General features: G+C 70.5%; 28 protein-coding genes. 15 read left to right on the plus strand and 13 right to left on the minus strand.

Going from position 1 to position 25,510, the window contains the following annotated elements:
• The first annotated feature begins 4 nt into the window (after positions 1 to 4).
• From efeO (INQ48_08745) to INQ48_08775, 7 genes are all read left to right on the plus strand, one after another.
• Entirely contained in the window at positions 5 to 1,195 is a 1,191-nt protein-coding gene (gene efeO, locus INQ48_08745; GenBank protein QRF59295.1) for an iron uptake system protein EfeO, read from the plus strand.
• Positions 1,196 to 1,217: 22 nt separating this feature from the next.
• A complete protein-coding gene (gene efeB, locus INQ48_08750) occupies positions 1,218 to 2,534 on the plus strand; it encodes a deferrochelatase/peroxidase EfeB (protein ID QRF59296.1) in 1,317 nt (438 codons plus the stop codon).
• 101 nt (positions 2,535 to 2,635) lie between these two features.
• A complete protein-coding gene (gene efeO, locus INQ48_08755) occupies positions 2,636 to 3,424 on the plus strand; it encodes an iron uptake system protein EfeO (protein ID QRF60665.1) in 789 nt (262 codons plus the stop codon).
• Positions 3,425 to 3,572: 148 nt separating this feature from the next.
• The gene (locus tag INQ48_08760; GenBank protein QRF59297.1) at positions 3,573 to 3,899 is read left to right on the plus strand and encodes a ferrous iron transport protein A; all 327 of its coding nucleotides are present in this window, start codon (positions 3,573 to 3,575) and stop codon (positions 3,897 to 3,899) included.
• Entirely contained in the window at positions 3,892 to 5,787 is a 1,896-nt protein-coding gene (locus INQ48_08765; protein QRF59298.1) for a ferrous iron transporter B, read from the plus strand. The genes INQ48_08760 and INQ48_08765 overlap by 8 nt, the downstream gene beginning before the upstream one ends.
• A 25-nt stretch (positions 5,788 to 5,812) precedes the next feature.
• Positions 5,813 to 6,100 carry a hypothetical protein gene (locus INQ48_08770; GenBank protein ID QRF59299.1) on the plus strand — a complete coding sequence of 96 codons (288 nt, stop codon included), beginning with the start codon at positions 5,813 to 5,815 and terminating at the stop codon, positions 6,098 to 6,100.
• Positions 6,101 to 6,105: 5 nt separating this feature from the next.
• The gene (locus INQ48_08775) at positions 6,106 to 7,290 is read left to right on the plus strand and encodes an FAD-dependent monooxygenase (protein QRF59300.1); all 1,185 of its coding nucleotides are present in this window, start codon (positions 6,106 to 6,108) and stop codon (positions 7,288 to 7,290) included.
• Between the two features lie 15 nt (positions 7,291 to 7,305).
• Here INQ48_08775 and INQ48_08780 read toward each other — a convergent pair whose 3' ends face one another.
• The 4 genes from INQ48_08780 to kynB all read right to left on the minus strand — a co-directional run bounded on the left by INQ48_08780 (position 7,306) and on the right by kynB (position 11,416).
• On the minus strand, positions 7,306 to 8,556 hold the full coding sequence (locus INQ48_08780; GenBank protein ID QRF59301.1) for an SMI1/KNR4 family protein: 1,251 nt from the start codon (positions 8,554 to 8,556) through the stop codon (positions 7,306 to 7,308).
• Positions 8,557 to 8,638: 82 nt separating this feature from the next.
• Positions 8,639 to 9,487 carry a tryptophan 2,3-dioxygenase gene (gene kynA / locus INQ48_08785; protein QRF59302.1) on the minus strand — a complete coding sequence of 283 codons (849 nt, stop codon included), beginning with the start codon at positions 9,485 to 9,487 and terminating at the stop codon, positions 8,639 to 8,641.
• Entirely contained in the window at positions 9,484 to 10,764 is a 1,281-nt protein-coding gene (gene kynU, locus INQ48_08790) for a kynureninase (protein ID QRF59303.1), read from the minus strand. Before kynU ends, kynA begins: the two co-directional genes overlap by 4 nt.
• Positions 10,765 to 10,777: 13 nt before the next feature.
• Positions 10,778 to 11,416: an arylformamidase gene (gene kynB, locus INQ48_08795; GenBank protein ID QRF59304.1), complete on the minus strand. Its 639-nt coding sequence runs from the start codon at positions 11,414 to 11,416 to the stop codon at positions 10,778 to 10,780.
• A gap of 212 nt (positions 11,417 to 11,628) precedes the next feature.
• Here kynB and INQ48_08800 point away from each other — a divergent pair, with 212 nt between their 5' ends.
• Positions 11,629 to 12,105, plus strand: a complete 477-nt coding sequence (locus INQ48_08800; GenBank protein ID QRF59305.1) for an Lrp/AsnC family transcriptional regulator — start codon at positions 11,629 to 11,631, stop codon at positions 12,103 to 12,105.
• A gap of 3 nt (positions 12,106 to 12,108) precedes the next feature.
• Here INQ48_08800 and INQ48_08805 read toward each other — a convergent pair whose 3' ends face one another.
• Genes INQ48_08805 through INQ48_08815 form a run of 3 tightly spaced genes read right to left on the minus strand, consistent with a single transcriptional unit; the run spans position 12,109 to position 14,611 of the window.
• Complete coding sequence (locus tag INQ48_08805; GenBank protein ID QRF59306.1) at positions 12,109 to 12,426, minus strand: YkgJ family cysteine cluster protein; 318 nt, start codon at positions 12,424 to 12,426, stop codon at positions 12,109 to 12,111.
• A 44-nt stretch (positions 12,427 to 12,470) separates the two neighbouring features.
• The gene (argF, locus tag INQ48_08810; GenBank protein ID QRF59307.1) at positions 12,471 to 13,406 is read right to left on the minus strand and encodes an ornithine carbamoyltransferase; all 936 of its coding nucleotides are present in this window, start codon (positions 13,404 to 13,406) and stop codon (positions 12,471 to 12,473) included.
• Positions 13,403 to 14,611 carry an aspartate aminotransferase family protein gene (locus INQ48_08815; protein ID QRF59308.1) on the minus strand — a complete coding sequence of 403 codons (1,209 nt, stop codon included), beginning with the start codon at positions 14,609 to 14,611 and terminating at the stop codon, positions 13,403 to 13,405. Before INQ48_08815 ends, argF begins: the two co-directional genes overlap by 4 nt.
• 170 nt (positions 14,612 to 14,781) lie before the next feature.
• On the opposite strand from INQ48_08815, the gene INQ48_08820 reads away from it, so the two are divergent.
• On the plus strand, positions 14,782 to 15,147 hold the full coding sequence (locus INQ48_08820) for a DUF3579 domain-containing protein (GenBank protein ID QRF59309.1): 366 nt from the start codon (positions 14,782 to 14,784) through the stop codon (positions 15,145 to 15,147).
• Positions 15,148 to 15,285: 138 nt separating this feature from the next.
• On the opposite strand, the gene rpsT is transcribed toward INQ48_08820, so the two are convergent.
• Positions 15,286 to 15,600, minus strand: coding sequence for a 30S ribosomal protein S20 (gene rpsT, locus INQ48_08825; GenBank protein ID QRF59310.1), 315 nt, complete (start codon positions 15,598 to 15,600; stop codon positions 15,286 to 15,288).
• A 116-nt stretch (positions 15,601 to 15,716) separates the two neighbouring features.
• On the opposite strand from rpsT, the gene murJ reads away from it, so the two are divergent.
• The 6 genes from murJ to INQ48_08855 all read left to right on the plus strand — a co-directional run bounded on the left by murJ (position 15,717) and on the right by INQ48_08855 (position 20,977).
• Positions 15,717 to 17,270, plus strand: coding sequence for a murein biosynthesis integral membrane protein MurJ (gene murJ, locus INQ48_08830; GenBank protein QRF59311.1), 1,554 nt, complete (start codon positions 15,717 to 15,719; stop codon positions 17,268 to 17,270).
• An 88-nt stretch (positions 17,271 to 17,358) separates the two neighbouring features.
• Entirely contained in the window at positions 17,359 to 18,213 is an 855-nt protein-coding gene (locus tag INQ48_08835; GenBank protein ID QRF59312.1) for a tetratricopeptide repeat protein, read from the plus strand.
• On the plus strand, positions 18,213 to 18,638 hold the full coding sequence (locus tag INQ48_08840; protein ID QRF59313.1) for a VOC family protein: 426 nt from the start codon (positions 18,213 to 18,215) through the stop codon (positions 18,636 to 18,638). Before INQ48_08835 ends, INQ48_08840 begins: the two co-directional genes overlap by 1 nt.
• Positions 18,639 to 18,794: 156 nt before the next feature.
• Positions 18,795 to 19,226 (plus strand): YciI family protein, encoded by a 432-nt coding sequence (locus INQ48_08845; GenBank protein QRF59314.1) that lies wholly within the window; start codon positions 18,795 to 18,797, stop codon positions 19,224 to 19,226.
• A gap of 31 nt (positions 19,227 to 19,257) precedes the next feature.
• The gene (locus INQ48_08850; GenBank protein ID QRF59315.1) at positions 19,258 to 19,686 is read left to right on the plus strand and encodes a YciI family protein; all 429 of its coding nucleotides are present in this window, start codon (positions 19,258 to 19,260) and stop codon (positions 19,684 to 19,686) included.
• A gap of 4 nt (positions 19,687 to 19,690) precedes the next feature.
• Complete coding sequence (locus INQ48_08855) at positions 19,691 to 20,977, plus strand: RNA polymerase sigma factor (protein QRF59316.1); 1,287 nt, start codon at positions 19,691 to 19,693, stop codon at positions 20,975 to 20,977.
• 1 nt (position 20,978) lies between these two features.
• On the opposite strand, the gene INQ48_08860 is transcribed toward INQ48_08855, so the two are convergent.
• The 5 genes from INQ48_08860 to purM all read right to left on the minus strand — a co-directional run bounded on the left by INQ48_08860 (position 20,979) and on the right by purM (position 25,429).
• Entirely contained in the window at positions 20,979 to 21,989 is a 1,011-nt protein-coding gene (locus INQ48_08860; protein ID QRF59317.1) for a helix-turn-helix domain-containing protein, read from the minus strand.
• Positions 21,968 to 22,600 (minus strand): DJ-1/PfpI family protein, encoded by a 633-nt coding sequence (locus INQ48_08865; protein ID QRF59318.1) that lies wholly within the window; start codon positions 22,598 to 22,600, stop codon positions 21,968 to 21,970. Before INQ48_08865 ends, INQ48_08860 begins: the two co-directional genes overlap by 22 nt.
• Complete coding sequence (locus INQ48_08870) at positions 22,597 to 23,154, minus strand: isochorismatase family protein (GenBank protein QRF59319.1); 558 nt, start codon at positions 23,152 to 23,154, stop codon at positions 22,597 to 22,599. Before INQ48_08870 ends, INQ48_08865 begins: the two co-directional genes overlap by 4 nt.
• Positions 23,155 to 23,282: 128 nt before the next feature.
• The gene (locus INQ48_08875) at positions 23,283 to 24,353 is read right to left on the minus strand and encodes an AI-2E family transporter (protein ID QRF59320.1); all 1,071 of its coding nucleotides are present in this window, start codon (positions 24,351 to 24,353) and stop codon (positions 23,283 to 23,285) included.
• A gap of 35 nt (positions 24,354 to 24,388) precedes the next feature.
• The gene (gene purM / locus INQ48_08880) at positions 24,389 to 25,429 is read right to left on the minus strand and encodes a phosphoribosylformylglycinamidine cyclo-ligase (protein ID QRF59321.1); all 1,041 of its coding nucleotides are present in this window, start codon (positions 25,427 to 25,429) and stop codon (positions 24,389 to 24,391) included.
• Between the last annotated feature and the right edge of the window lie 81 nt (positions 25,430 to 25,510).

Genomic DNA, 25,510 nt, shown 5'->3' on the forward strand with positions numbered 1-25,510 from the left:
CTCGATGTCCTCTTCCTCTCCCGAACCCAAGGCACCTTCCTCCCACCTGATGCGCGCGGCGGTCGCCGCGTCGGCCCTGCTGGCGCTCGCCGGCCTCGCGGCCTTCTGGTATGCCTCCAACCACGCGCGCCAGGCGCCGCCGAAGGCCGCCGACAACGCGGTCACCGTCACGATCCGCGGCAATGTGTGCGAGCCCAACGAGATCACCGTGCCGGCCGGGCGCACCACCTTCACCATCGTCAACCAGTCGAACCGCGCGCTCGAGTGGGAGATCCTCGACGGCGTGATGGTGGTGGAGGAGCGCGAGAACATCGCGCCGGGCTTCTCGCAGACCATGACGGTGAAGCTGCAGCCCGGCGATTTCGCCATCACCTGCGGCCTGCTGAGCAACCCGCGCGGCAAGCTGCGCGTGACGCCCTCGGCCGCTTCCGAGGCCGAGGCGGCGCGGCCCTCACTGGTCAACTACGTGGGCGCGCTGGCCGAGTACCAGACCTTCCTGCGCCTGGAGGCCGGCACGCTCGAGGACGCGGTGCGCGCGCTGGCCGACGCGGTCCAGGCCGGCGACCTGCGGCAGGCGAGGGCGCTCTATGCGCCCGCGCACCAGGCCTACAAGCGCATCGAGCCGATGGCCGAGCTGTTCGCCGATCTCGACACGCGCATCAATGCGCGCGCCGACTACTTCGAGAAGCGCGAGGCCGATGCCGGCTTCACGGGCTTCCACCGCATCGAGTACGCGCTGTACGGCCAGAACGACCTGAAGCCCCTGGCCCCCGTGGTGGCGCAGCTGATCGCCGACATCGGCGTGCTCAAGGAACGGCTGCGCGGCCTGAACATGCCGCCCGAGCGGCTCGCGAGCTCGGCCTCGAAGCTGCTGCGCCGCGTGGCCGACAACCTGCCCGCGGGCGGCGAGGACCACTACGGCCATGCCGAACTCGCGAACCTGCAGGGCAGCTACGAAGGCACGAAGAAGGTCGCCGACCTGCTGCAGCCGCTGCTGGTGAAGGCCGCGCCCGCGCTGCAGAAGAGCGTGGACGAACGCTTCGCCGCCTTCGACGCCGCGCTCGCGCCGTACCGCGAGGGCGAGGGCTTCAAGCCCGCGCCGCTCGACGAGGCGCAGCGCAAGGCCCTGGCCGAACCCGTGCGCGCGCTGGCCGAGGAACTGGCCAAGGTGAATGCCGCGCTCGGCCTGGAATGAGGCTGTTGCCGACCGACCTCCCATGACCACGAAGAACGAATCCCTCCCCATCGACGGGCCACCCGCCTCCCCGCACCGCCGCCGCATGCTCGGCGCGGCCGGGGCCGCCTTCGCCGGACTGGCCGCGGCCGCGCATGCCGCCGCGCCCTCGGGCCCGCCCAACGGGCCCGATGCCGGCGCCCAGGTCACCGACGCACCCCAGAGCACGCACACGCAGGACCGCGTGCCCTTCCGCGGCCGGCACCAGGCCGGCATCGTCACGCCGCGGCCGACGGCCGGCATGATCGCCTCCTTCTTCGTGCTGGCCGAGAACCGCGCCGACCTCGAGCGCCTGTTCCGCACGCTGACCGAGCGCATCGCCTTCCTCACGCAGGGCGGCCCGCAGACCGATCCCGATCCCAAGCTGCCGCCCGCGGGCTCGGGCATCCTCGGGCCGGTGGTGCAGCCCGACGGGCTCACCGTCACCGTCTCGGTCGGCACGTCGCTCTTCGACGAGCGCTTCGGCCTCGCGTCGAAGAAGCCGAAGCGGCTGAACCAGATGCAGCGCCATCCGAACGACGCGCTCGATGCCGCGCTGTGCCATGGCGACCTGTCGATCCAGTTCTGCGCCAACACGCCCGACACCAACATCCACGCGCTGCGCGACATCATCAAGAACACGCCCGACCTGCTGGTGCTGCACTGGAAGCAGGAAGGCACGGTGCCGCCGATCCCGGCCGTGCCCGGCAAGCCGGCCGAGAGCGCGCGCAACTTCCTCGGTTTTCGCGATGGCTCGGCCAATCCCGATTCGGCCGACGACACGCTGATGGACCGCATCGTCTGGGTGCCATCTGGCGGCGACGAGCCGGCCTGGGCCGTGGGCGGCAGCTACCAGGCGGTGCGCATCATCCGCAACTTCGTCGAGCGCTGGGACCGCACGCCGCTGCAGGAGCAGGAGGCCATCATGGGCCGGCTCAAGCCCACGGGCGCGCCGATGGACGGCGGCAGGACCGAGCACGACGTGCCCGACTACGCGAAGGACCCCGAGGGCAAGACCACGCCGCTCGACGCGCACATCCGGCTGGCCAACCCGCGCACCAGGGCTTCGGACAAGAACCTCATGCTGCGGCGGCCCTTCAACTATTCGAACGGCGTCACCAAGTCGGGCCAGCTCGAGATGGGCCTCTTGTTCATCTGCTACCAGGCCAACCTCGAGGACGGCTTCATCGCGGTGCAGACGCGCCTCGACGGCGAGCCGCTCGAGGAATACATCAAGCCCATCGGCGGCGGCTTCTTCTTCACGCTGCCGGGCGTGCGCGACGAGGCCGACTGGCTCGGGCGCGGCCTGCTGGCGGCCTGAGCGCGCCGCGCATCACCCAGTTCTTTCACCACCGTCATAACCCAAGGAGATCCATGACCGTGCAGTTTCGCCGTCGCTTCCTCGCCACCTTCCTCGCGGGCATCGCCGGCCTCTACGCCGCCGGCGCGCAGGCCGCCGTGTCGCCGCTCGGGCTGGTCGGCCCGATCTCCGACTACAAGATCTACGTCGCCGAGAACGTGCGCAAGCTGGCCGCGGACACCCGTGCCTTCACCGCCGCGGTGAAGGCCGGCGACATCGAGAAGGCGAAGAAGCTGTACGCGCCGACGCGCACGAGCTACGAGCGCATCGAGCCGGTGGCCGAGCTGTTCAACGACCTCGACAAGTCGATCGACTCGCGCGCCGACGACCACGAGAAGGCCGAGAAGGACCCGGCCTTCGGCGGCTTCCACCGCATCGAGTACGGCCTGTGGGTGCAGAAGAGCACGAAGGAACTGAACCCCGTGGCCGACAAGCTGCTGGCCGACGTGCTCGAGCTGCAGAAGCGCCTGGGCGCGCTGATCTTCCCGCCCGAGAAGGTGGTGGGCGGCGCCGCCGTGCTGATGGAGGAGGTCGCGGCCACCAAGATATCGGGCGAGGAGAACCGCTACAGCCACACCGACCTGTGGGACTTCCAGTCGAACTTCGAGGGCGCCTTCAAGATCGTCGAGCTGCTGCGCCCGCTGGTGGTGAAGGAGAACAAGGCCTTCTCGGACAAGACCGACGCCAACTTCAAGGTGGTGTTCGACACGCTCGCGAAGTACCGCACGCCCGACGGCGGCTTCGAGACCTATTCGAAGCTCAGCGAGCGCGACCGCAAGCTGCTGGCCGGGCGGGTCAACACGCTGGCCGAGGACCTGTCGAAGCTGCGCGGCATGCTCGGCCTGAACTGATCCGGGCTGCGCCGGGGCGGGCGAAACGGCCCGGCGCCCGGCGCGGTCGGCGCGTTTGTGGGGTCTTGGTCAGGTTTTCGCGATTGAGAATTGATAGCATCCTGGTTTTGCTAACTGGCGCTCCCGGGGTTCCGAGCGCACTCCCACCGTGCAAACCAACAACATCGCCGCCCAGGCGGCCACTGCGGCGGCCGCCGCGGGCCTGCGTCTCGACCAGCTTCCCGATCACCAGTGGGCCACCGTGCTCGACGTCGCCCGCCCCGAGGGCGCGGAGGATCGCGAGCTGGTGCTGCGCCTGACCGAGATCGGCTTCGTGCCGGGCGAGTCGGTGCGCATCGTCGCCAGCGGCATGCCGGGCCGCGAGCCGATCGCGGTGCGGCTGGGCCACACCACCTTCGCACTGCGCCGCCACGAGGCCGCGCTGATCCACGTGGCGCCGGGCGCCGAGGTGGCCGGAGGTGCGCGCCATGGTTGAAGCCGTGATCCAGGGCCCGGGCGGTTTCGCCGCCACCGGCCAGCCCAACCGCATCGCGCTGCTGGGCAATCCCAACTGCGGCAAGACCGCGCTGTTCAACCTGCTGACCGGCAGCCGCCAGAAGGTCGCCAACTACGCGGGCGTGACCGTCGAGCGCAAGGAAGGCAGCCTGCGCACGCCCGCGGGCCGGCGCGTGTTCGTGCTCGACCTGCCCGGTGCCTACAGCCTCAACGCGCTGTCGGCCGACGAGGCCGTCACGCGCGATGTCGTCACCGGCCAGAGCCAGGAGGCGCTGCCCGACCTGCTGGTCTGCGTGACCGACGCCACCAACCTGCGCCTGAACCTGCGCCTAGTGCTCGACGCCAAGAAGCTCGGCCTGCCGATGGTGGTGGCGCTCAACATGACCGACATGGCGCGCAAGCAGGGCATCGCGGTAGACACGGCCGTGCTGTCGCGCGAACTCGGCCTGCCGGTGATCGAGACCGTCGGCGTGCAGTCCGGCGGCGCCAAGGAATTGCTGGCCGTGCTCGACACCCCGGTGGCCGCGGCCACGCCCCAGCCCTGGCATGCGCCCGGCCTCGACGACGTGCTCGCCACCCAGCGCGAGGTGCGCCGCATCCTCGGCCTGGCGGTGAAGGAGCCCGCGAGCAGCCTGGTCACCAGCGACCGCATCGACCGCATCGTGATGCACCCGGTCTGGGGCATGCTGGTGCTCGCGGTCACCATGTTCCTGATGTTCCAGGCCGTGTTCAGCTGGGCCAACGTGCCGATGGACGCCATCAAGGCCGCCACCGAGGGCCTGGGCGAGCTGCTCAAGGCCCACATGCCCGAGGGCATGCTGCAGAGCCTGCTGGTCGACGGCGTGATCGCGGGCGTGGGCGGCGTGATCGTCTTCCTGCCGCAGATCCTGATCCTGTTCCTGTTCATCCTGGCGCTGGAGGATTCCGGCTACCTGCCGCGCGCGGCCTTCCTGCTCGACCGCGTGATGGGCACCGTGGGGCTGTCGGGCCGCTCGTTCATTCCGCTGCTGTCGAGCTTCGCCTGCGCCATTCCGGGCGTGATGGCCACGCGCACCATCAGCAACTGGCGCGACCGCATCACCACCATCATGATCGCGCCGCTGATGACCTGCTCGGCGCGGCTGCCGGTCTATGCGCTGCTGATCGCGGCCTTCATCCCGGCGCGCACCGTGGCCGGCGTGTTCAACCTGCAGGGCGTGGTGCTGTTCGCGCTCTACGTCTTCGGCATCGTCTCGGCGATGCTGGTGGCCTGGGTCATGAAGCGCTTCCGCGACAACACGCAGCGCTCCTCGCTGATGATGGAACTGCCGGCCTACCGCTGGCCCAATCCGCGCAACCTGCTGCTGGGCCTGTACGAGCGCGCATGGATCTTCATCCAGCGCGTGGGCACGATCATCCTCACGCTGACCATCCTGCTGTGGTTCCTCTCGACCTTCCCGTCGCCGCCCGAGGGCGCGACCGGACCGGCGATCCAGTACAGCCTGGCCGGCATGATCGGCCGCGGCCTCGAGCACATCTTCGCGCCCATCGGCTTCAACTGGCAGATCTCGATCGCGCTGGTGCCGGGCATGGCCGCGCGCGAGGTCGCGGTGGGCGCGCTGGGCACGGTCTACGCGCTCTCGGCCACCGGCGACGACGTGGCCGGCGCGCTCGAGCCGCTGATCGCCGGCAGCTGGTCGCTGGCGACCGCGCTGTCGCTCTTGGTCTGGTACGTGTTCGCGCCGCAATGCATCTCGACCCTGGCCACGGTCAAGCGCGAGACCGGCCAGTGGAAGTACGTGTGGATCATGGCGGGCTACCTGTTCGCGCTGGCCTACATCGCCTGCTTCATCACCTACCACGTTGCGGTGGCTCTCGGAGCGGGTTAAAACCGTCCCTGAAAGGCTGGTTTCCATGGCACAAGAACTGATCGTCGGATTGATCGTCGCGAGTGCCGCGTTCTACGCGGTGTGGCGCTGGATGCCCGCGGGCTGGCGGCGCAGCGCCGCGCGCAAGGTCGCCACCGGCACGCAGCGCGCCGGCCTCGTCGATGCCGAGCGCGCCGCGCAACTGGCGGCCTCGCTCGCCAAGACCTCGGGCTGCGGCTCGTGCGATAGCTGCAACAGCTGCGGTCCCAAATCCCCCCAGAACCCGGCCAGCCCGGCTTCCTCCTCCTCCGCCCCCTCGTCCTCCACGCGCTGAGGCCGATGCCCGCGCACATCCTCGTCGCCGGCGGCGGCATCGGGGGGCTGGCCACCGCATTGGCGCTGGCCGGCGGTGGTCATCGCGCCGACGTGTTCGAGCAGGCCGCCGCGTTCGGCGACATCGGCGCCGGCGTGCAGCTCGGCCCCAACGTCACGCGGCGGCTCGCACGACTCGGCCTCGAAAGCTCGCTCGCCCAGGTCGCCGCGCAGCCCGAAGCGCTGGTGGTGCGCAGCGCCGGCAGCGGTGTCGAGATCGGCCGGCTCGCGCTCGGCGCCCCCATGCGCCAGCGCTACGGCGCACCCTACCTCTGCATCCACCGCGCCGACCTGCATGGGCTGCTGCTCGAGGCCGTGCGCGCGCGCGGCACCGGCGCGCTCGTGACCGGCGCGCAGATCGAGCGCGTGGAGCTCAGCGACGAGCTCGTGTGCGTGTCGAGCAGCGACGCGCGCGCCTGGGAGGGCGAGGCGGTGGTCGGTGCCGATGGCCTCTGGAGCGTGGTGCGGCGTCGGCTCGACACGGCCTCGGCCGACAAGCCGCCGCGCATCACCGGCCACACCGCCTGGCGCGCGCTCGCGCGGCAGGACGCGCTGCCGCCCGCGCTGCGCCGCGGCGGGGTCGACGTGTGGCTCGGGCCGCAACTGCATGCGGTGGCCTATCCGGTGCGTGCCGGCGAATGGCTCAACGTGGTGGTGATCGCCGAATCGGCGCCGGCCGGCAATGCGCACGACTGGGACCAGGCCAGCAGCCTCGCGGCGCTGCAGGCGGCCACGGGCCGCACGGGCGCCTCGCTGCAGGCGTTGCTCGAGGCCATGCCCGCCTGGCGCGCCTGGACCCTGAGCGATCGCCCGCCGCTGGCCTCGGCCGCCGAGATGGCGCATGAGCGCCTGGCGCTGGTTGGCGATGCCGCGCATCCGATGGTGCCGTACCTCGCGCAGGGCGCGGGCATGGCGATCGAGGACGCGATGGCGCTGTCGGAAGCGCTCGGCGATGCCGGCGCGGCCGCCGTGCCCGCCGCCTTCGCGCGCTACGCGGCCGCGCGCTGGCAGCGCAATGCGCGGGTGCAGGCGAAGGCGCGGCGCAACGGGCAGATCTTCCATGCCAGCGGCCCGGTGCGGCTGGGCCGCGACCTCGCGATGCGCACGCTCGGCGAGCGCTTGCTCGACCAGCCCTGGCTGTACGGCGGCTAGCTCCGCGAAGGGTCTCTAGAGCCTGAACGACTGCAGGTGTTCGATGCGCTCGGCCAGCCCCTCGGGCCCGAGGTAGTGCCCCATCGAACCGCTGCGCACCTGGATCAGCGTGCCCTCGAGCTCGGCCAGCAGCGCATCGCGGTCGACGATGAAGGCGGCCGGCACATCGATGCCATTGCGCGCGCAGGCTTCGGCGATCAGCCGCGCGCTCGCGGGCGCGCCGCAGGCCACGCAGGCGACCACGGCCGTCATGTTGGGCTCCGCGCCATTGGCCAGCAGCGCGGTCGTGAGTTCGGGCGCGATCTGCCCGTCGATGTTCGCGAGCACCTCGGCCGAGACCGGCGCGCCCGCGCGCACCAGCGCGGCCGCGGCCGCGTAGGCGCTGCGGCTCACCGCCATGTCGGTGGCCAGTGCGCTGCCCTGCAGCGGCCCTTCGAAGCGCACGCCCGCGGCCGCGAGCTCGACCACCAGCGCCGCGTCGTCGACCGCGATCGCATGGCGCAGCGCGGTGCGCGCCACCGCGGGCTGGCGGCGCAGGCTGCCCTCGGCCAGCGGCGTGCGCCAGTCGACCACCGCGCGGCAGTAGAAGGTGACCAGCTTGTCCATCAGGTCGATGTCCAGCCCGTGCGCCTGGTGGCGGTCGTCGACGTACGCGAGCAGCGCGTGGCCCGAGTAGCAGTCGCCCGTGGGCGCGAGCGGGTCCTCGTCGAGGTGCAGCGCGGCGAAGGCGCCGAACAGGTCGTTCGCGACCACGCTGAGGCCGTCCTCGTGCAGCGCATGGGTCCAGGCCGGCGGCAGGCCCTGCTTCCAGGCCACGACCTGCCCGTGTTCGGCGCCGGGCTCGACCACCGTGTAGATGCGGTCGCAGTATTCGAAACCGCCGAAGGGCAGGTGCGCGAGCTTGCCGCGCCAGCGCAGGCCGTGGGTCTGCGCGCCTTCCTCGGCCAGTTCCTGCTCGTGCTCGATCCAGCCCTGCAGGTCGCGGTAGCCGTCGCTGCCGTCCCAGAACAGCTCCGACCAGCTGATGTTCTCGATGTTGCCGTTCATCTCGAGCGCGAGGTCGTAGTCGAGGCGTCCGCCCGCCGTGAGCCGCCACAGCGCGAGCAGCGGTTCGGGCAGCGGGCCCGCGCACATCGCCTGGATCGCCGAGATGCGGTGCGCCGGCATCGGCGGCTGCGCATCGAAGATCACCCGATCCGCGAACAGCACCACGCCGTGGTCGCGCAGGGTGTCGAGCTCATCGGCCGAAAACTGGATGTCGTTCATGGCGGCGCCTCCGTGGTTCCCAAAATGTAGCGCGCTGGGCGGGAGGGGCAAGGGGTGGCACCCGGGGGTGCCGCCGACGCTGCTACAGGTCGGTGCGCAGCTTCCAGATCTCGGGGAACAGCACCACGTCGAGCATCTTGCGCAGGTAGCTCACGCCGCCCGTGCCGCCGGTGCCGCGCTTGAAGCCGATCACGCGTTCGACGGTGGTGACGTGGCGGAAGCGCCAGAGGCGGAAGGCATCCTCGATGTCGGTGAGCTTCTCGCCGAGCTGGTAGAGGTCCCAGTGCCGGTGCGGCTCGCGGTAGACCTGCAGCCAGGCGGCCTCGACGCCGTCGCTGGCCTCGTAGGGCTGGGTCCAGTCGCGCTCGAGGCGGTCGGCGGGTACGTCCAGGCCGTGGCGCGCGAGCAGGCGCAGCGACTCGTCGTAGAGCGAGGGCGAGCGCCAGGCGGCGTCGACCTGGGCCAGCAGGTCGGGGCGGTGCGCATGCGGCTTGAGCATGGCGGGGTTCTTGTTGCCGAGCGCGAACTCGATGCAGCGGTACTGCGCGCTCTGGAAGCCGCTCGAGTTCGCGAGGTAGGGGCGCATCGCGGTGTACTCGGGCGGCGTCATGGTCGACAGCACGGTCCAGGCACCGACCAGCTGTTCCATGATGCGGCTCACGCGCGCCAGCATCTTGAAGGCATCGGGCAACTGCTCGTTCGCGATGCAGGCGGTGGCGGCGCGCAGCTCGTGCAGCATCAGCTTCATCCAGAGCTCGCTGGTCTGGTGCTGCACGATGAACAGCATCTCGTCGTGCGCGGGCGAGAGCGGATGCTGGGCGTTGAGGATCTCGTCGAGATGCAGGTAGTCGCCGTAGCTCATCGACGCGCTGAAATCCAGCTGCGCCTTCTCTTCGTGGACGATCTCTTCGGGGCGCTTCTCGGTGCTCATGTCACTGCGTTCTTGCGGTTGAATTCGGGGCGCCGCCACTCGCCGGTCTCGAGCACCTGCACGAGCTGTTCGACGGAATTCCAGACGTCCTCGAAGCCGAGGTACAGCGGCGTGAAGCCAAAACGCAGGATGTCGGGCATCTGCGTGTCGCCGGCGCGGAAGTCGCCGATCACGTTGCGCGCGATCAGCGCCTGCACGATCGCATAGGCGCCTTCGTCGCGGCTCAGGCACACCTGCGAGCCGCGGCGCGCATGCTCGCGCGGCGTGACCAGCGACAGGCCGTGGCCCGCGCAGCGCTCCTCGACCAGCGCGATGAACAGGTCGGTGAGCGCGAGCGACTTGGCGCGCAGCGCGCCCATGCCGCCGCGCTCGCCGTCGAAGGGCTCGGCCGCGAGCACGGTGTCGAGCCCGCATTCGAGCGCCGACAGCGAGACGATCGGCTGCGTGCCGCAGAGGTAGCGCGCCACGCCCGGCGCGGGCCGGTAGTGCGGCGTGAACTCGAACGGCGCCGCATGGCCCCACCAGCCCGACAGCGGCTGCTCGAAGCGGCCGGCATGGCGCGTGTGCACCCAGGCGAAGGCCGGCGCTCCGGGGCCGCCGTTGAGGTACTTGTAGCCGCAGCCGATGGCGTAGTCGGCCTCGGCCTCGTTGAGCGCCACCGGCACCGCGCCCGCGCTGTGGGCCAGGTCCCAGACCGCGAGCGCGCCGGCTTCGTGCGCGGCGGCGGTGATGGCCTTCATGTCGTGCATGGCGCCGGTGCGGTAGTTGACGTGCGTGAGCATCAGCACCGCGACCTCGTCGGTCAGCGCGCCGGCCAGCTCGTCGACCTCGATCAGCTTGAGCGTGAAGCCGCGCTCGCGGCACAGCGACTCGGCGATGTAGAGGTCGGTCGGGAAGTTGCTGCGCTCGCTCACCACGAGCTTGCGGCCGCTGTCCTTCTGCTGCGAGAGCGCGGCGAACAGCACCTTGTAGAGGTTGACCGAGGTGCTGTCGGTGCACACCACCTCGCCGGGCGCGGCGCCGACCAGGCGCGCGACCTTGTCGCCCAGGCGCTGCGGCAGGTCGAACCAGCTCGCGGTGTTCCAGGAGCGGATCAGGCCTTCGCCCCATTCCTTGGCCACCACTTCGGCGATGCGCGCGGGCGCGGCCTTGGGCAGCACGCCGAGCGAGTTGCCGTCGAGGTAGATCACGCCTTCGGGCAGGGTGAACTGGTCGCGCAGGGCGCGCAGCGGGTCTTGCGCGTCGAGCGCGCGGCAGTCTTCGAGGGTGGTCGTCATGGGTCTTGGCGGATCAGAGTTCGCGCAGCACGGCGCGAACGGGGGAGGCATCGGCGCTCACCAGCCTGAGCGGCAGCGCGATGAGTTCGTAGTCGCCCTCGGGCACTTCGTCGAGCACGAGGTTCTCGAGCACGCGCAGGCCGCGGCGGCGGATCGCCTGGTGGCTGTCGAGCGTCTTGCTGTCGGCCGGGTCGATGCTCGCGGTGTCGATGCCGATGAGCTTCACGCCCATGGCCGCGAGGCGCTCGACCGTGGAGGGCGCATAGGCGGCGAGCTGGCCGTCCCAGCGATCGACCGGCATGGCGGCATAGGTGCGCACCAGCACGCGCGGCGGCAGCTGGCTCGTGACCGCGTGGGCGATGTGCGCCCACTCGATCAGCGGGCCGCGGCCGATGGCGTGGATCACGCGGCAAGGGCCGATGAAGGCGTCGAGCGAGACGTCGCCGATGGTCGCGCCCTCGGGGTCGTAGTGCAGCGGCGCATCGGCGTGCGAGCCCACGTGCGGCGACATCGTGATCGCGCTCACGTTGACCGGGCAGCCCGGCCCGATGGTGGCGCACCACTGTTGCGTATAGGGCGTGTCGCCCGGGAACACCGGGCTGCCCGCGTGCACGGGGGCGGAGATGTCCCAGAGTCGGCGTGGTGCGGTCATGGTGGCTGAATCGGTGTCACGAAGGGTGGGGTCCGGGTGGCAACAATGCCGGTGGGCCGAGGCAACCAGTGTGGGCCGGATGCCGACTTGCCACAAGCCGTTGCGCGGTGCCGGATGCTATTCGCAAGGGTGGCCATAAGTCGAGAAGTTATCCATGGGTTTGAATGAAATTGGATAATCCATTCTCAAACGACCGATTCGGGAAAAAATCCATGCAAGCCGACCTCGATCGCACCGACCTCCAGCTGCTGCGCGCGCTGCAGGACAACGCCCGCCTGACCTCGGGCGAGCTCGCGCAGATGGCGCACCTGTCGCAGTCGCCGTGCTGGCGGCGCGTGAAGAAGCTCGAGGACGATGGCGTGATCGGCGGCTACCACGCGGGCCTGAACCGGCGCGCGCTGGGCTTCGGCGTGATGGCCTTCGTGATGGTGGGCATCGACCACCAGACCGAGATCTCGTCGCGCGCCTTCGAGGACGCGGTCTGCGCCATCCCCGAGGTCGTGATGTTCCACGGCATCTCGGGGCCCGAGGACTTCATCCTGGTGGTGGTGGCGAAGGACCTCGACGCCTATTCGGAGCTGCTGCAGCGCAAGCTGCACCGCCTGCCGGGCGTGCGCCACGTGCAGACCTATTTCTCGCTGCAGGAATTCAAGGGCCGCGTGGGCGGCCTGCCGGTGCCGGCGGCCTGAGGGTCAGTGCAGGGTGTCGGGCAGCGCGCCGAGCCCGTGGCGCAGCCGCGCGCGCTGGCAGGCGTCGCTGCCGGCCTGCAGCTCGTGGCAGGGATTGGGCCGCCACTCGTAGATGCCGCAAGCCACCGACTGGCCGATCTTGCCGGTGAGGGCCGCGCAGCGCGCGGGCGTGTGGTCGGTGCCGCGCATGCGGCACAGCGCGTCGTTGACCTCGACGGCCAGGCCCGAAGGCACCCGGCCGCCGTTGTCGTCGAGCTCGTGCACGCTGAAGTCGACGCGGTAGCTGGCGCAGCAGGCGCCGCATTGCTGGCAGGCGTTCATGGCGGGGCGGTGCTGCGGAAGCGGAAGAAGAGGGCGGAGGGCGCTCAGAGCCTGCCGAGCAGCAGGAACTCCATCAGCGCCTTCTGCGCATGCAGGCGGTTCTCGGCCTCGTCCCAGACCACCGACTGCGGGCCGTCGATGACCTCGGCCTGCACTTCCTCGCCGCGGTGCGCGGGCAGGCAGTGCATGAACAGCGCATCGGGCTGGGCCACGCGCATCATCTCCTCGTCCACGCACCAGTCGGCGAAGGCCTTGCGGCGCGCCTCGTTCTCGGCCTCGTAGCCCATGCTGGTCCAGACGTCGGTGGTCACGAGGTCGGCGCCGCGGCAGGCTTCCATCGGGTCCTTGTAGACCTTGTAGCTGTCGCCCGAGCGGATGCCGGCGATCGACTGGTCGACCTCGTAGCCGCTGGGCGTGCTCACGTGCACGGTGAAGCCGAGGATTTCGGCCGCCTGCAGCCAGGTGTTGGCCATGTTGTTGCCGTCGCCCACCCAGGCCACGGTCTTGCCCTGGATCGAGCCGCGGTGCTCGATGTAGGTGAAGATGTCCGCGAGGATCTGGCAGGGGTGGAACTCGTTGGTCAGGCCATTGATGACCGGCACGCGCGAATGCGCGGCGAAGGCGTCGATCTTGGTCTGCTCGTAGGTGCGGATCATCACCAGGTCGACCATGCGGCTGATGACCTTGGCGCTGTCCTCGATCGGCTCGGCGCGGCCGAGCTGGCTGTCGCCCGTGGTCAGGTGCACCACGCTGCCGCCGAGCTGGTACATGCCGGCCTCGAAGCTCACGCGGGTGCGCGTGCTGGCCTTCTCGAAGATCATGGCCAGCGTGCGATCGGTCAGCGGCTGGTGCTTCTCGTAGGTCTTGAACTTCTTCTTGATGACCGCCATGCGGTCGAACAGGTAGGCGTACTCGTCGGCCGAGAAGTCCGAGAACTGCAGGTAGTGGCGGATGGCTGGCGTCGCGCTGGCACTCGTCATTTGGGGGCGGGCTCCGAGAGGAAGGTCTTCACGATCGGCGCGAGGATGGCGACGATCTCGTCGGCCTCGGCGATGCTCAGGATCAGCGGCGGCACCAGGCGGATCACGCTGTCGGCGGTCACGCTCAGCAGCAGGCCGGCGTCGCAGGCGCGGTTGAGGATCGCGCCGCAGGGACGGTCGAGCTCGATGCCCAGCATCAGGCCCTGGCCGCGCACTTCCTTCACGCCGGGCAGGCCGCCGAGTTCGCGCTCGAGCGCGGCCTTCAGGTGGGCGCCGACGTTGGCGGCGTTCTCGAGCAGCTTCTGCTCTTCCATGATGCGGATGGTCTCGATGCCGGCGCGCATGGCGAGCGGGTTGCCGCCGAAGGTGGTGCCGTGGTTGCCGGGGCCGAAGATGTTGGCGGCCTTGGGTCCGGCCACCACGGCGCCGATCGGCACGCCCGAGCCCAGGCCCTTGGCCAGCGGCATGACGTCGGGCTTGATGCCGGCCCACTGGTGGGCGAACCACTTGCCGGTGCGGCCCATGCCGCACTGCACCTCGTCGATCATCATGAGCCAGTCGCGCTCGTCGCACAGCGCGCGCACCTGCTTCAGGTACTCGATGCGCATCGGGTGGATGCCGCCTTCGCCCTGGATGGTCTCGAAGAACACGGCGACCACGTTGGGGTTGCCCTCGGTGGCCTTCTTCAGGGCCTCGATGTCGTTGAGCGGCACGCGGATGAAGCCCTCGACCAGCGGGCCGAAGCCCTTCTGCACCTTGGGATTGCCGGTGGCCGACAGGGTGGCGATGCTGCGGCCGTGGAAGGCGGCTTCGTAGACCACGATCTCGGGGCGCTCGATGCCCTTGTCGTGGCCGAACTTGCGCGCCAGCTTCAGGGCGGCTTCGTTGGCTTCGAGGCCGGTGCAGCAGAAGAAGGCGTTGGTCAGGCCCGAGAGTTCGGTCAGCTTGGCGGCGAGCTTCTCCTGGCCGGTCACGTGGTAGTAGTTGGAGCTGTGGATCAGCTTGCTGACCTGGTCCTGCAGCGCGGGCACCAGCTCGGGATGGTTGTGGCCCAGCGTGTTGACGGCGATGCCGCCGAGGCCGTCGAGGTAGGCGCGGCCGTTCGTGTCCCAGACTCGGCAACCCTGACCGTGCGACAGCGCGATCGGAAGGCGGCCGTAGGTGTTCATGACGTGGGGCGAGGTGGGCTCGACGGTAGCGCTCATTCGGTTCTCCAGTAAGGGAAGGCGGATTCTAGGCGGCGAGTTTGACGCTGGCGTTGAGGATTCCGCATCACAGCAATGCCCTGCGGCGGGTGGAAGGCGGGAGGGCGCGGATAGAATCCTTGTTGCACCGCAACAGCTCTCTACGGCGTGCGGTCGCCTCTTCCCAAACGATGATTTCCCCCACCGCCACCGAGATCTTCATCCAAGGCATCACCCACGACGGCCGCACCTTTCGCCCGAGCGACTGGGCCGAGCGGCTGGCCGGCGTGATGTGCTCCTTCCGGCCCGGCGGGGCTTATCCGGGCAGCCACCTGAGCTACTCGCCGTGGTGCGTGCCGACCACCATCAACGGCGTGAAGTGCGTGGTGGTGAACAGCGCGCTGCGCGAGGCCGAACCCATGGCCTGGGACTTCTGCGTGAACTTCGCGCGCGACAACGACCTGCAGGTGGCCGAGGCCTGCCTGGTGCCCGATCCGGACCACCAGCACAAGGACGGGCTCCAGCGGACTCCGCCGACGCCGGTCAAGAAGCCCTGAGCGGTCGACCGCTTTTCCTTTTTCGACAAACCGTTCGCCCATGAAAAAACCGCCCGAAGGCGGTTTTTCACTTTGCTGCAGCGCACCCCGATCAAACGGCGGACCGGCGCGAACCGGTCCGGGCTTGCCTGACAGGTGTCAGGCGGCGGCCTTTTCAGGCGCGAGGGCCAGGGCCTTGACCTTGGCCGACAGGCGGCTCTTGTCGCGAGCAGCCTTGTTCTTGTGGAAGATGCCCTTGTCGGCGACCGTGTCGACGATGCTCTGGGCCTTGGCGAACAGCTCGGTCGCCTTGGTCTTGTCGCCGGCCAGAACAGCCTTTTCGACGTTCTTGACGGCGGTGCGGTACTTCGAGCGCAGCGAGGTGTTCGCTGCGTTCAGCTTGGTGTCCTGGCGGACGCGCTTGCGGCCCGACGCCAGGCGCGGGTTCTTCTTCTTGGGCTTGGTAGATGCCATGGTAGTGTTCTCTCAGTGTCTGAGGATGATGCAGCAAAGCCCTCCATTATAGGCCGGGCGGCGAAATCTGGCCAGAACCGCCATTTCATGCGCTTTGCGGGGCCTACACTCGCCCCGTGTCGCTGCTCAAATCCGCCTCCACCGTCTCCCTGCTGACCCTCGCCTCGCGCATCACCGGCCTCGTGCGCGACGTGCTGTTCGCCTCGGTGTTCGGCGTCAGCGCGCTGACCGACGCCTTCAATGTCGCCTTCCGCATTCCGAACCTGTTCCGTCGGGTGTTCGGCGAGGGCGCGTTCAGCCAGGCCTTCGTGCCGGTGCTGGCGGCCACCCGCACCGAGCGCGGCGATGCCGGCGCCAAGGAACTGGTCGACCATGTCGCCACGCTGCTGACCTGGATGCTGGTGGTGGTGTGCGTGGCCGGCGTGGTCGGCGCGCCGTGGCTGGTCTGGGCCATGGCCAGCGGCCTCGCGGGCTTCGATGCCGCGGTGGTCATGACGCGCTGGATGTTCCCCTACATCGGCTTCATGTCGCTGGTGGCGCTGGCCGGCGGCATCCTCAACACCTGGCGCAAGTTCGCGGTGCCGGCGGCCTCGCCGGTGCTGCTCAACATCGCGCTGATCCTGTCGATCCTGTTCGGCGCGCCGCTGTTCCGGCGCTGGGGCATCGAGCCGATCTATGCCCAGTGCGTGGGCGTGATGGTGGGCGGCGTGCTGCAGCTGGCGCTGCAACTGCCCGCGCTGCGCAAGCTGGGGCTGCTGCCGCGCATCGGCGCGAGCTTCAAGGCGTTGCGCACGGCGTGGTCGGATCCCGATACGCGCAAGATCGCGCGCCTCATGCTGCCCGCGCTGCTCGGGGTGAGCGTGGCGCAGATCTCGCTGCTGATCAACACGCAGATCGCCTCGCACCTGGCCACCGGCAGCGTGACCTGGGTCACCAATGCCGACCGGCTGATGGAATTCCCGACCGCCATGCTGGGCGTGGCGCTGGGCGTGGTGCTGATGCCGCAGCTGGCCGGCGCGCGCGCGGCCAAGGACGACGCGCGCTATTCGTCGCTGCTCGACTGGGGCCTGCGCCTGGTGCTGCTGCTCGCGGCGCCGTGCGCGGTGGCGCTGCTGCTGTTCTCGCAGCCGCTGGTGGCGGTGCTGTTCCACAACGGCGCCTACGGCGGCGAGGACGTGCGCCGCACCACCGTCGCGCTGATGGGCTACGGCGTCGGCCTGGTCGGCATCGTGGCCATCAAGGTGCTCGCGCCCGGCTACTACGCCAAGCACGACACGCGCACGCCGATGCTGATCGCGGTCGGCGTGCTGATCCTGACCCAGGTGCTCAACCTGTTCCTGGTGCCGGTGCTGCAGCATGCGGCGCTGACCCTGACCATCGGCATCGGCGCGCTGGTCAACGCGAGCTGGCTGCTGGTCGGCCTGATCTGCCGCGGCAGCTACAAGCCCGAGCCCGGCTGGGGCCGCTTCGCGCTGCAGGTGCTCGCGGGCTCGCTGGTGCTGGCCGCGCTGCTGGCCTGGGCCTCGGGGCATTTCGACTGGATCGGCCTGCGCGAGCAGCGCTTCTGGCGCATCGGCCTGCTGGCGATGCTGGTGAGCGGTGCCGCGCTGCTCTATTTCGCGGTGCTGGCCGCCGCCGGCGTGCGGCTGCGCAGCTTCATGCGCCGCTGAGCCCCCGACGATCGGCAGCGCGGACCGCCTTGGCAATCCGCATGTCCCCCGCCTTGACGCTCCCGGCCCCGCTCCTCTACAAAGCCACATGACGACGTTCAGCTTCCAGGTCCCCACCGCACTCGAGTATTTCGAGTCGCTCGTGCAGAGCGACGAGCAGTTCCCGCTGCTCGAGGCCGCCGCCAGCATCGCGCAGGACGAATACCCCGACCTAGACGTCCAGCAGGTGCTCGGCGACGTCGACCAGCTGCTGGCCCGCCTCAAGCGCCGCCTGCCGGCCGACGCCGCGCCGCTCGCGCGGCTGCGCGCGCTCAACCAGTTCTTCTTCAACGACCTGAACTTCGGCGGCAACGTCAACGACTACTACGACCCCGACAACAGCTACCTCAACGCGGTGCTGCGCACGCGCCGCGGCATCCCGATCTCGCTCGCGGTGCTGTGGATGGAGCTGGCGCAGGGCCTGGGGCTGCAGGCGCGCGGCATCGGTTTCCCGGGGCACTTCATGCTCAAGGTGACGCTGCCCAAGGGGCAGGTGGTGATCGACCCCTTCACCGGCAAGTCGCTCTCGCGCGAGGAGCTCAGCGAGCGGCTCGAGCCCTACAAGCGCGGCAACGGCCTGGTCGGCGAATTCGACGTGCCGCTGGGCCTGTACCTGCAGCCCGCGAGCTCGCGCGAGATCATCGGCCGCATGCTGCGCAACCTGAAGGAAGTGCACCGCGCGCAGGAGGACTGGCAGCGCCTGATCTGCGTGCTCGACCGCATCATCGCGCTGCTGCCCGAGGCCTGGGGCGAGTACCGCGACCGCGGCATCGCCCATGCCGAGCAGGGCAGCACGGCCGCCGCGGTGCGCGACCTCGAGGCCTACCTGGCGCACGCCGAGGACGCGCTCGACATCGACGCCATCGCGGAGCGCGTGGCCGCGCTGCGGCGCGCGGCCAGCTGATGGCCACCCGGGCGGGCCCCACCGGCGCGCCCGCCCTCGGCGCCGTGCACGGCTTCCATGGCATGGAGCCGGTGCTGCCGGTGGCCGACGTCGGCCGCGCCGCGCGCTGGTTCTGCGAGGTGCTGGGCTTCGAGCTCGACTTCATCGCGGGCGAGCCGCCGAGCTACGGCCGCGTCAAGCAGCTGCCGGCCGGCGCCGGCCAGCCGATCTACCTGCGCCTGTGGCAGACCGGCACGCGCGAGCCGCGTCCGTGGCGCGGCGAGTTCGTGATCCAGGTCGGCCACGACATCGACGGCCTGCATGCCGCCTACCTCAAGCGCGGCGTCACGGTCATCGAGGCACCGGTGTCGCAGCCCTGGGGCACGCGCGAGTTCGCGATCCGCGAGCCCGACGGGCATGTGCTGCGCTTCTGCGGCCGCCCGTAGCGGCCGCCTCGCCGGAGTTGAAACGCTTTTTTACAACTGGACCGGCCGATTCCTGTCGATCCGGCCGGCCGTTGCTCGACGTGTCAACAGGAGCAGGCAGATTCGAGACTTCGACGCCGTTCCCGATTTACTTCCAACCCCTCTAGGAGCAACGACATGCGATTCATGATTCTGGTCAAGGCCAATGCGGATTCCGAAGCCGGCGTGATGCCCAGCACCGAGATCCTCACCGCGATGGGCAAGTACAACGAGGAACTGGTGAAGGCCGGCGTGCTGCTGGCCGGCGAGGGCCTGCATCCCAGCTCGAAGGGCGTGCGCGTGCGCTGCGAGGGCCCGACCAAGCGCACCGTCATCGATGGTCCGTTCGCCGAAACCAAGGAGCTGCTGGCCGGCTTCTGGCTGTTCCAGGTCAAGTCGAAGGAGGAGGCCATCGAGTGGATCAAGCGCAGCCCGTTCCAGGAGGGCGAGATCGAGATCCGCCAAGTGTTCGAGGCCGCCGACTTCGGCGATTCGATGACGCCCGAGCTGCTCGCGCAGGAAGACCGCCTGCGCGCCGAGACCGAGGCCCGCACCCAGGGCGGCCATTGAGCGCCGCGCGCGAACCGCCAGGAGAACCGCCATGCGATTCATGCTGCTGATGATCCCCCACGGCTACGAGAACGCCGCGCCCGGCACCATCCCCGACGACGTCGACGCGGTGTCGGCCATGATGGCCTACAACGCATCGATGCAGGAGGCCGGCATCCTGATCAGTTGCGACGGCCTGCACCCGCCCTCGATGGGCGCGCGCGTGAGCTTCCCGGGCCGCAAGCCCACGGTGGTCGATGGCCCCTTCGCCGAGGCCAAGGAAGTGCTCGGCGGCTTCTGGATCATCGACGTGCCTTCGCGCGCCGCCGCCATCGAATGGGCCACGCGCTGCCCGGGCGGCGAGAACGAGGTCATCGAGGTGCGCCAGATCCAGGAGGTCGAGGACTATCCGGCCGAGGTGCAGGCGCTGACCGCCGAGGCCTTCCCCTCGATGCAGACCCTCAAGAAGCCCGCCCACTGAGCCGGTGACCCACGACCCGCGCACCGCCGCGATCCACCGCACCGTCGAGGCGGTGTGGCGCATGGAGTCGGCCAAGATCATCGCCACCGTCGCGCGCATGGTGCGCGACGTGGGCCTGGCCGAGGAACTGGCCCAGGATGCGCTGGTCTCGGCGCTCGAGCAGTGGAGCGAATCGGGCGTGCCCGACAACCCCGCGGCCTGGCTCACCGCCGTGGCCAAGCGCCGCGCGCTCGACCGCCTGCGTCACCTGCAGCTGGCCGAGCACAAGGCCGGCGAGATCGGCCGCGAGCTCGATGCGCGGCACGAGATCGCGCAGGCCGACTTCGCCGAGGCGGTCGACACCGCGCTCGACGACGACATCGGCGACGACCTGCTGCGGCTGGTCTTCACCGCCTGCCACCCGGTGCTGTCGACCGAGGCGCGCGTGGCGCTCACGCTGCGCCTGCTCGGCGGCCTCGCCACCGACGAGATCGCGCGCGCCTTCCTGGTCACCGAGCCCACCGTCGCGCAGCGCATCGTGCGCGCCAAGCGCACCCTGGCCGAGGCGCGCGTGCCCTTCGAGGTGCCGCGTCGCGCCGAGTTCGAATCGCGGCTGGCCTCGGTGCTCGAGGTGCTCTACCTGATCTTCAACGAGGGCTATGCCGCCACCGCGGGCGACGACTGGATGCGCCCCGCGCTGTGCGAGGAGGCGCTGCGCCTGGGCCGCATCGTGGCCGAGCTGATGCCCGCGGCGTCGGAGGTGCACGGGCTGGTCGCGCTGATGGAGATCCAGGCCTCGCGCACCGCCGCGCGCGTCGGGCCTTCGGGCGAGCCGGTGCTGCTGCTCGAGCAGAACCGCGCGCGCTGGGACCACGTGCTGATCCGCCGCGGCCTGGCCGCGCTGGCACGCGCCGAGGCGCTCGGCGGCGCGCTCGGCCCCTATGCGCTGCAGGCCGCCATCGCCGCCTGCCATGCGCGGGCGCGCACGGCCGAGCAGACCGACTGGGGCCGCATCGCCGCGCTCTACGACGCGCTGGCCCAGCTCGCGCCGTCGCCCATCGTCGAGCTCAACCGCGCGGTCGCGCTGTCGATGGCCTTCGGCCCGGCCGCGGGGCTCGAGGTGGCCGATGCGCTGCTGGCCGAGCCCGCGCTGCAGGGCTATCACCTGCTGCCGACGGTGCGTGGCGACCTGCTGTTCAAGCTGGGCCGGCTCGACGAGGCGCGGCGCGAGTTCGAGCGCGCGGCCGGCCTGACGCGCAACGGCCGCGAGAAGGCGCTGCTGGCCGCGCGCGCACGCGCCTGCCTCGGCTGACTCAGCCGCGCGCCAGCCCGGCCGCGTCCGACGGCGAACCCGGCAGCCCGAACTGGTGCCAGGCGCGGCGCAACTGGGTGTCGGAACCGAAGCCCGACAGCTCGGCCGCCCGCGTCACGCTGGCGCCCGAGGCCAGCGCCAGTTGCGCGGCCGCCAGCCGCAGCCGGCGCAGGTAGGCCAGCGGCGCCACGCCCGCGTGCTCGACGAACAGCCGCGTGAGATGCCGCGCCGAGGTGTGGGCCACCTCGGCCATGCGCGGCACGTTCCAGTCGGCCTGCGGCCGTTCGCTGACCGCGTCCTGCACCCGGTGCAGCGCCGCATGCAGATGGTTGCGGTAGGCCAGGAAGGGCGACAGCTCGGGGTCGTGCGGGCCGCGCCGCAGCGCCACCACCATGGTCTGCGCGACCTGCGCCGCCAGCGCTTCGCCGCAGGTGTCGGCGATGCGGTGCAGCACCAGGTCGATGCCGGTGGTGACGCCGGCGCTGCTGTAGACCGGCGGGTCGAGCACGAACACCCGGTTGCCCACCACCTCGCAGCGCGGCTCCACGGCGCGCAGCTCGTCGAGGTGATGGTGGTGCGTGGTGGCGCGCCGCCCGGCCAGCGCGCCGGCATGCGCGGCCAGCACGCTGCCGGCGCAGATGGTCAGCAGCTCGAGCCGGCCCGCCTCCAGCCGCAGGCCGCGCAGCCAGTGCAGCAGGTCCTGGGTCTCGGGCGTGTCGATCGGGATCGTGTCGCCGGGCATGCCGACCAGCACCACCCAGGCGGCGCCGTCGGAGCCATCGGCGACGGGCAGGTCCGGCAGCGGCGCCAGCCCGGTCAGCGCGATGCCGACCGAGCCGACCGTGTCGGGCCGCGGGCTCGCGAACTCGATCGCGAAGCGCGGCGCCGCCCCGGTGGCGCGCAGCCGCTGGTTGGCGATGCGCAGCGCCTCGGCCGGCCCAGCCCAGTCGAGCACCAGGCTGCCGGGCAGCAGCACGAAGACGACGCGGATCAGGGTGGGTTGTGCGTCCATGCGTAGTCCATCTGGCGCGCGGTGCGCTCGGCCAGTTCGCGGCCGGCCAGGCGCTCGACCAGATGCAGGCTCATGTCGATGCCGGCGCTGATGCCGGCCGAGCTCAGGATCCGGCCGCCGTCGACCCAGCGCACGCCTTCGCGCACCTCGAGCGCGGGGAAGCGCTCGCGCAGATCGGCCAGGTCCTCCCAGTGCGTGGTGACGGCCTGGTCGGTGACCACGCCGCTGGCCGCGAGCAGGAAGACGCCGGTGCAGACCGAGGCCACCAGCCGCGCACCCGCGGCCTGCCGTGCGATCCACTGCAGCGTGGCGCCGCTCGCGAGCGGCGCGTCGACCACGCCGCCGGGCACGAGCAGCAGGTCGGCCTGCGGCGCATCGGCCAGGTCGTGCGCGGCCAGCAGCTGCAGCCCGGCGCGCGCCTGCACCGGCCGCGCGGGCGCGCCCTCGGCCACGGCCGCGACCTCGAAGGGCGCCGGTTCGTCCGGCCGCAGCCGCCGGTGCACGCGGCTCGCGGTGGTGAACACCTCGAACGGGCCCGCGAAGTCCAGGGCCTCGATGCCGTCGAAGGCCAGGATCAGCACGCGCAGCGCGGCGCCCGGTGAAGAACTCATGCCGCGCGCTCCAGCGCCTGCGCCACGTTGCAGATCGTCGCGAAGCGCCCCGCCAGCACGGTCGCGGTGCGGGCCTTGATGTCGGCGGCCGGGAGCGGCGTGCCGTCGGGCTGCGTCATGTCGAAGGTCAGCGTGGCGTCGGTCACGTAGTCGACCTCCCAGCCCAGGTCGGAGGCGTGGCGCGTGGTGGTCTCGCAGCACTGCTCGGTGCGGATGCCGCTCACGATCAGCCGGCCGATGCCCTGCTGGGTGAGCCAGATGTCGAGCCCGCTGTTGACCAGCGCGCTGTGGCGGTGTTTGGTGAAGGTGCCGGCGGCCTCGAAGCCGGCCAGGCCCTCGATCGGCCGCACGAAGCCCGATTCGACCGCGAAGGGGTTGGCGGGGGTGCTCGGGCCGTCGACGTGGTAGACGCGCACGATCGGCAGGCCGGCCTCGGCCGCGCCGGCGATCAGCGCGTTCTGCGCCGCGAGGTAGGGCGCCGCGAGGCTTTCGTCCCAGTACGGGCGCTGGCGGAACGATTCCTGGGCGTCGATCACAATCAGACAGGTCTTCATGGCGGATTCCGAGGGGACAAAGTGGATGATGCCCCCGATTCTTCAGCGATCGAGCCGAGCCGGCCGCTCGGGAGCGGACCAGAATCGATCAGATCAGGACATCGCCCGGCGCGCAGGGCGCCGCCGCCTCAGACCAGGCCGCCGGCCTGCAGCTCTTTCTTGAGGTAGGCGTAGAACAGCGGCGCCGCCACCAGCCCGGCCGGGCCGAACACCGCCTCGGCCACGAACATCACCGCCAGCAGTTCCCACACGCTCATCTGCGTGCGGCTGCCCACCACCTTGGCGTTGATCACGTACTCGGCCTTGTGGATCAGGATCAGGAAGGCCAGGCAGGCCGCGGCCGTGACCGGCGACACCGACAGCGCCACCAGCGTGATCACCGCGTTGCACACCAGGTTGCCCACGATCGGCACCAGCCCGGCGACGAAGGTCAGGGTGATCAGCGCGGGCGTGTAGGGCAGGTGCGGGCCCCACAGCGGCATCAGCACCAGCAGGAAGATGGCGGTGAGCAGCGTGTTGAAGGCGGCGATCCAGAACTGCGCCGCGACGATCTGGCCGAAGGCCTGGCCGAACATCGTGATGCGCTGGTGCAGTTCCTCCGACAGCGGCCGGCGCGGTCCGCGCGCATGCGCCACCGCGGCCAGCCCGCCGATGATCAGTCCCACGTAGGCGAACAGCAGCGCCCCGAGCCAGGCCCGGCCGGTGAGCGCCAGCATGCCGGCCTGGGCGCGCATGTAGTTCGCCACCATGCGCTGGATCTCGGCCGCGCCCTCGGGCAGGTAGACCGCGATCTCGGGCGGCAGCTTCAGCCGCAGCTCGAGCACCGTGCGCGCCGTGTAGTCGAGAAGTTCGCGGTACTGGTCGGGCGCGTCGATGATGTATTCCCGCGCCTGCGAGAGCCCCAGCGTGATCAGCGCGATCGGCGCCAGCAGCACCAGCGTGACCGCCACCACGCGCGCGATGCCGTCGCCGCGCGCGCGCAGCGGCGCGACGCGAGCGAGGCCGCGCCCGATCAGCCGCGCGAAGAAGCGCGTGGCCAGGAAGCCGATGCAGGCGCACAGCAGGCCCGGCAGCAGGTGCTGCCACATCACGAGCATCAGGCCCGCGAGCATCAGCAGGTAGCTGGCGATCACCACGTTGCGCGGGGCGCTGCGTGGCGGCACGGGAGCGATGGGGGCGGTGGGCAGGGGCTTGGTCATCCGGGAGGGCGCTCGCGCGTCGAAACCCGGTTCGTTCAGGCGACGACCACGGCCGCGCCCTGGCCGCGCTCGGCGATGACGCCGATCTCGTGCACCGTCTCGCCGGCGGCGCGCAGCGTGGCGGCGCAGGCGGCGGCCTCGGCCGCGTCGATCACCACCACCATGCCGATGCCGTTGTTGAAGGTGCGGTTCATCTCGATGTCGTCGATGCCGGCCACCTTCTGCAGCCAGGCGAACAGCTCGGTCTGCGGCCAGCTGCCCTTCTTCAGGTGGGCGGCCGTGCCTTCGGGCAGCACGCGCGGGATGTTCTCGAGCAGGCCGCCGCCGGTGATGTGGGCCAGCGCCTTGATCGGGTGCTTGCCGAGCGCCTCGAGCACCGGCTTCACGTAGAGGTGGGTGGGCTCCATCACGGCCTCGCGGAAGGGCTTGCCGTCGAGCGTGGCGGGCAGGTCTGCGCCGGCGCGCTCGATCACCTTGCGCACCAGGCTGAAACCGTTGGAATGCACGCCGGCCGAGGCCAGCCCCAGCACCACGTCGCCGGGCTTGACGTTCTGGCCGGTCAGGATCTTCGATTTCTCGACCGCGCCGACCGCGAAGCCCGCCAGGTCGTACTCGCCGGCCGGGTACATGCCGGGCATTTCGGCGGTTTCGCCGCCGATCAGCGCGCAGCCCGAGAGCTCGCAGCCGCGCGCGATGCCGCCCACCACCGCCGCGGCGGTGTCGACGTCGAGCTTGCCGCAGGCGAAGTAGTCGAGGAAGAACAGCGGCTCGGCGCCCTGCACCAGCACGTCGTTGACGCTCATGGCCACCAGGTCGATGCCGACCGTGTCGTGCATATTCCATTCGAAGGCCAGCTTGAGCTTGGTGCCCACGCCGTCGGTGCCGCTCACCAGCACCGGCTCCTTGTAGCGCTTGGGCACCTCGAACAGCGCGCCGAAACCGCCGATGCCGGCCAGCACGCCTTCGCGCATGGTTTTCTTCGCGAGCGGCTTGATGCGGTCGACCAGCGCGTCGCCGGCATCGATATCGACGCCGGCGTCCTTGTAGCTGAGCGGAGTGGGCAGAGGGGAGGTCATGGCTGGTTGGAGGCGAGAGGAATGGAAAGCGCACCGGCCGCGATGGCACCCCGGGGGGAGGGTCAAAGGGCGAAACGGCCG

It is taken from the genome of Variovorax paradoxus (assembly GCA_016806145.1).
GTDB lineage: Bacteria > Pseudomonadota > Gammaproteobacteria > Burkholderiales > Burkholderiaceae_C > Variovorax.

What these genes read in the sequence shown, in the direction of transcription:
- INQ48_08815 (QRF59308.1), bottom strand. Translation starts at nt 14,611, where the DNA reads ATGAGCGCTACCGTCGAGCCCACCTCGCCCCACGTCATGAACACCTAC.
- INQ48_08765 (QRF59298.1), top strand. Translation starts at nt 3,892, where the DNA reads ATGGTTGAAGCCGTGATCCAGGGCCCGGGCGGTTTCGCCGCCACCGGC.
- INQ48_08780 (QRF59301.1), bottom strand. Translation starts at nt 8,556, where the DNA reads ATGAACGACATCCAGTTTTCGGCCGATGAGCTCGACACCCTGCGCGAC.
- kynU (QRF59303.1), bottom strand. Translation starts at nt 10,764, where the DNA reads ATGACGACCACCCTCGAAGACTGCCGCGCGCTCGACGCGCAAGACCCG.
- INQ48_08865 (QRF59318.1), bottom strand. Translation starts at nt 22,600, where the DNA reads ATGAGTTCTTCACCGGGCGCCGCGCTGCGCGTGCTGATCCTGGCCTTC.
- INQ48_08850 (QRF59315.1), top strand. Translation starts at nt 19,258, where the DNA reads ATGCGATTCATGCTGCTGATGATCCCCCACGGCTACGAGAACGCCGCG.
- INQ48_08875 (QRF59320.1), bottom strand. Translation starts at nt 24,353, where the DNA reads ATGACCAAGCCCCTGCCCACCGCCCCCATCGCTCCCGTGCCGCCACGC.
- efeO (QRF59295.1), top strand. Translation starts at nt 5, where the DNA reads ATGTCCTCTTCCTCTCCCGAACCCAAGGCACCTTCCTCCCACCTGATG.
- INQ48_08770 (QRF59299.1), top strand. Translation starts at nt 5,813, where the DNA reads ATGGCACAAGAACTGATCGTCGGATTGATCGTCGCGAGTGCCGCGTTC.
- efeB (QRF59296.1), top strand. Translation starts at nt 1,218, where the DNA reads ATGACCACGAAGAACGAATCCCTCCCCATCGACGGGCCACCCGCCTCC.
- rpsT (QRF59310.1), bottom strand. Translation starts at nt 15,600, where the DNA reads ATGGCATCTACCAAGCCCAAGAAGAAGAACCCGCGCCTGGCGTCGGGC.
- INQ48_08820 (QRF59309.1), top strand. Translation starts at nt 14,782, where the DNA reads ATGATTTCCCCCACCGCCACCGAGATCTTCATCCAAGGCATCACCCAC.
- INQ48_08775 (QRF59300.1), top strand. Translation starts at nt 6,106, where the DNA reads ATGCCCGCGCACATCCTCGTCGCCGGCGGCGGCATCGGGGGGCTGGCC.
- INQ48_08800 (QRF59305.1), top strand. Translation starts at nt 11,629, where the DNA reads ATGCAAGCCGACCTCGATCGCACCGACCTCCAGCTGCTGCGCGCGCTG.
- argF (QRF59307.1), bottom strand. Translation starts at nt 13,406, where the DNA reads ATGACGAGTGCCAGCGCGACGCCAGCCATCCGCCACTACCTGCAGTTC.
- INQ48_08805 (QRF59306.1), bottom strand. Translation starts at nt 12,426, where the DNA reads ATGAACGCCTGCCAGCAATGCGGCGCCTGCTGCGCCAGCTACCGCGTC.
- INQ48_08860 (QRF59317.1), bottom strand. Translation starts at nt 21,989, where the DNA reads ATGGACGCACAACCCACCCTGATCCGCGTCGTCTTCGTGCTGCTGCCC.
- kynB (QRF59304.1), bottom strand. Translation starts at nt 11,416, where the DNA reads ATGACCGCACCACGCCGACTCTGGGACATCTCCGCCCCCGTGCACGCG.
- purM (QRF59321.1), bottom strand. Translation starts at nt 25,429, where the DNA reads ATGACCTCCCCTCTGCCCACTCCGCTCAGCTACAAGGACGCCGGCGTC.
- INQ48_08870 (QRF59319.1), bottom strand. Translation starts at nt 23,154, where the DNA reads ATGAAGACCTGTCTGATTGTGATCGACGCCCAGGAATCGTTCCGCCAG.
- INQ48_08840 (QRF59313.1), top strand. Translation starts at nt 18,213, where the DNA reads ATGGCCACCCGGGCGGGCCCCACCGGCGCGCCCGCCCTCGGCGCCGTG.
- INQ48_08835 (QRF59312.1), top strand. Translation starts at nt 17,359, where the DNA reads ATGACGACGTTCAGCTTCCAGGTCCCCACCGCACTCGAGTATTTCGAG.
- INQ48_08845 (QRF59314.1), top strand. Translation starts at nt 18,795, where the DNA reads ATGCGATTCATGATTCTGGTCAAGGCCAATGCGGATTCCGAAGCCGGC.
- kynA (QRF59302.1), bottom strand. Translation starts at nt 9,487, where the DNA reads ATGAGCACCGAGAAGCGCCCCGAAGAGATCGTCCACGAAGAGAAGGCG.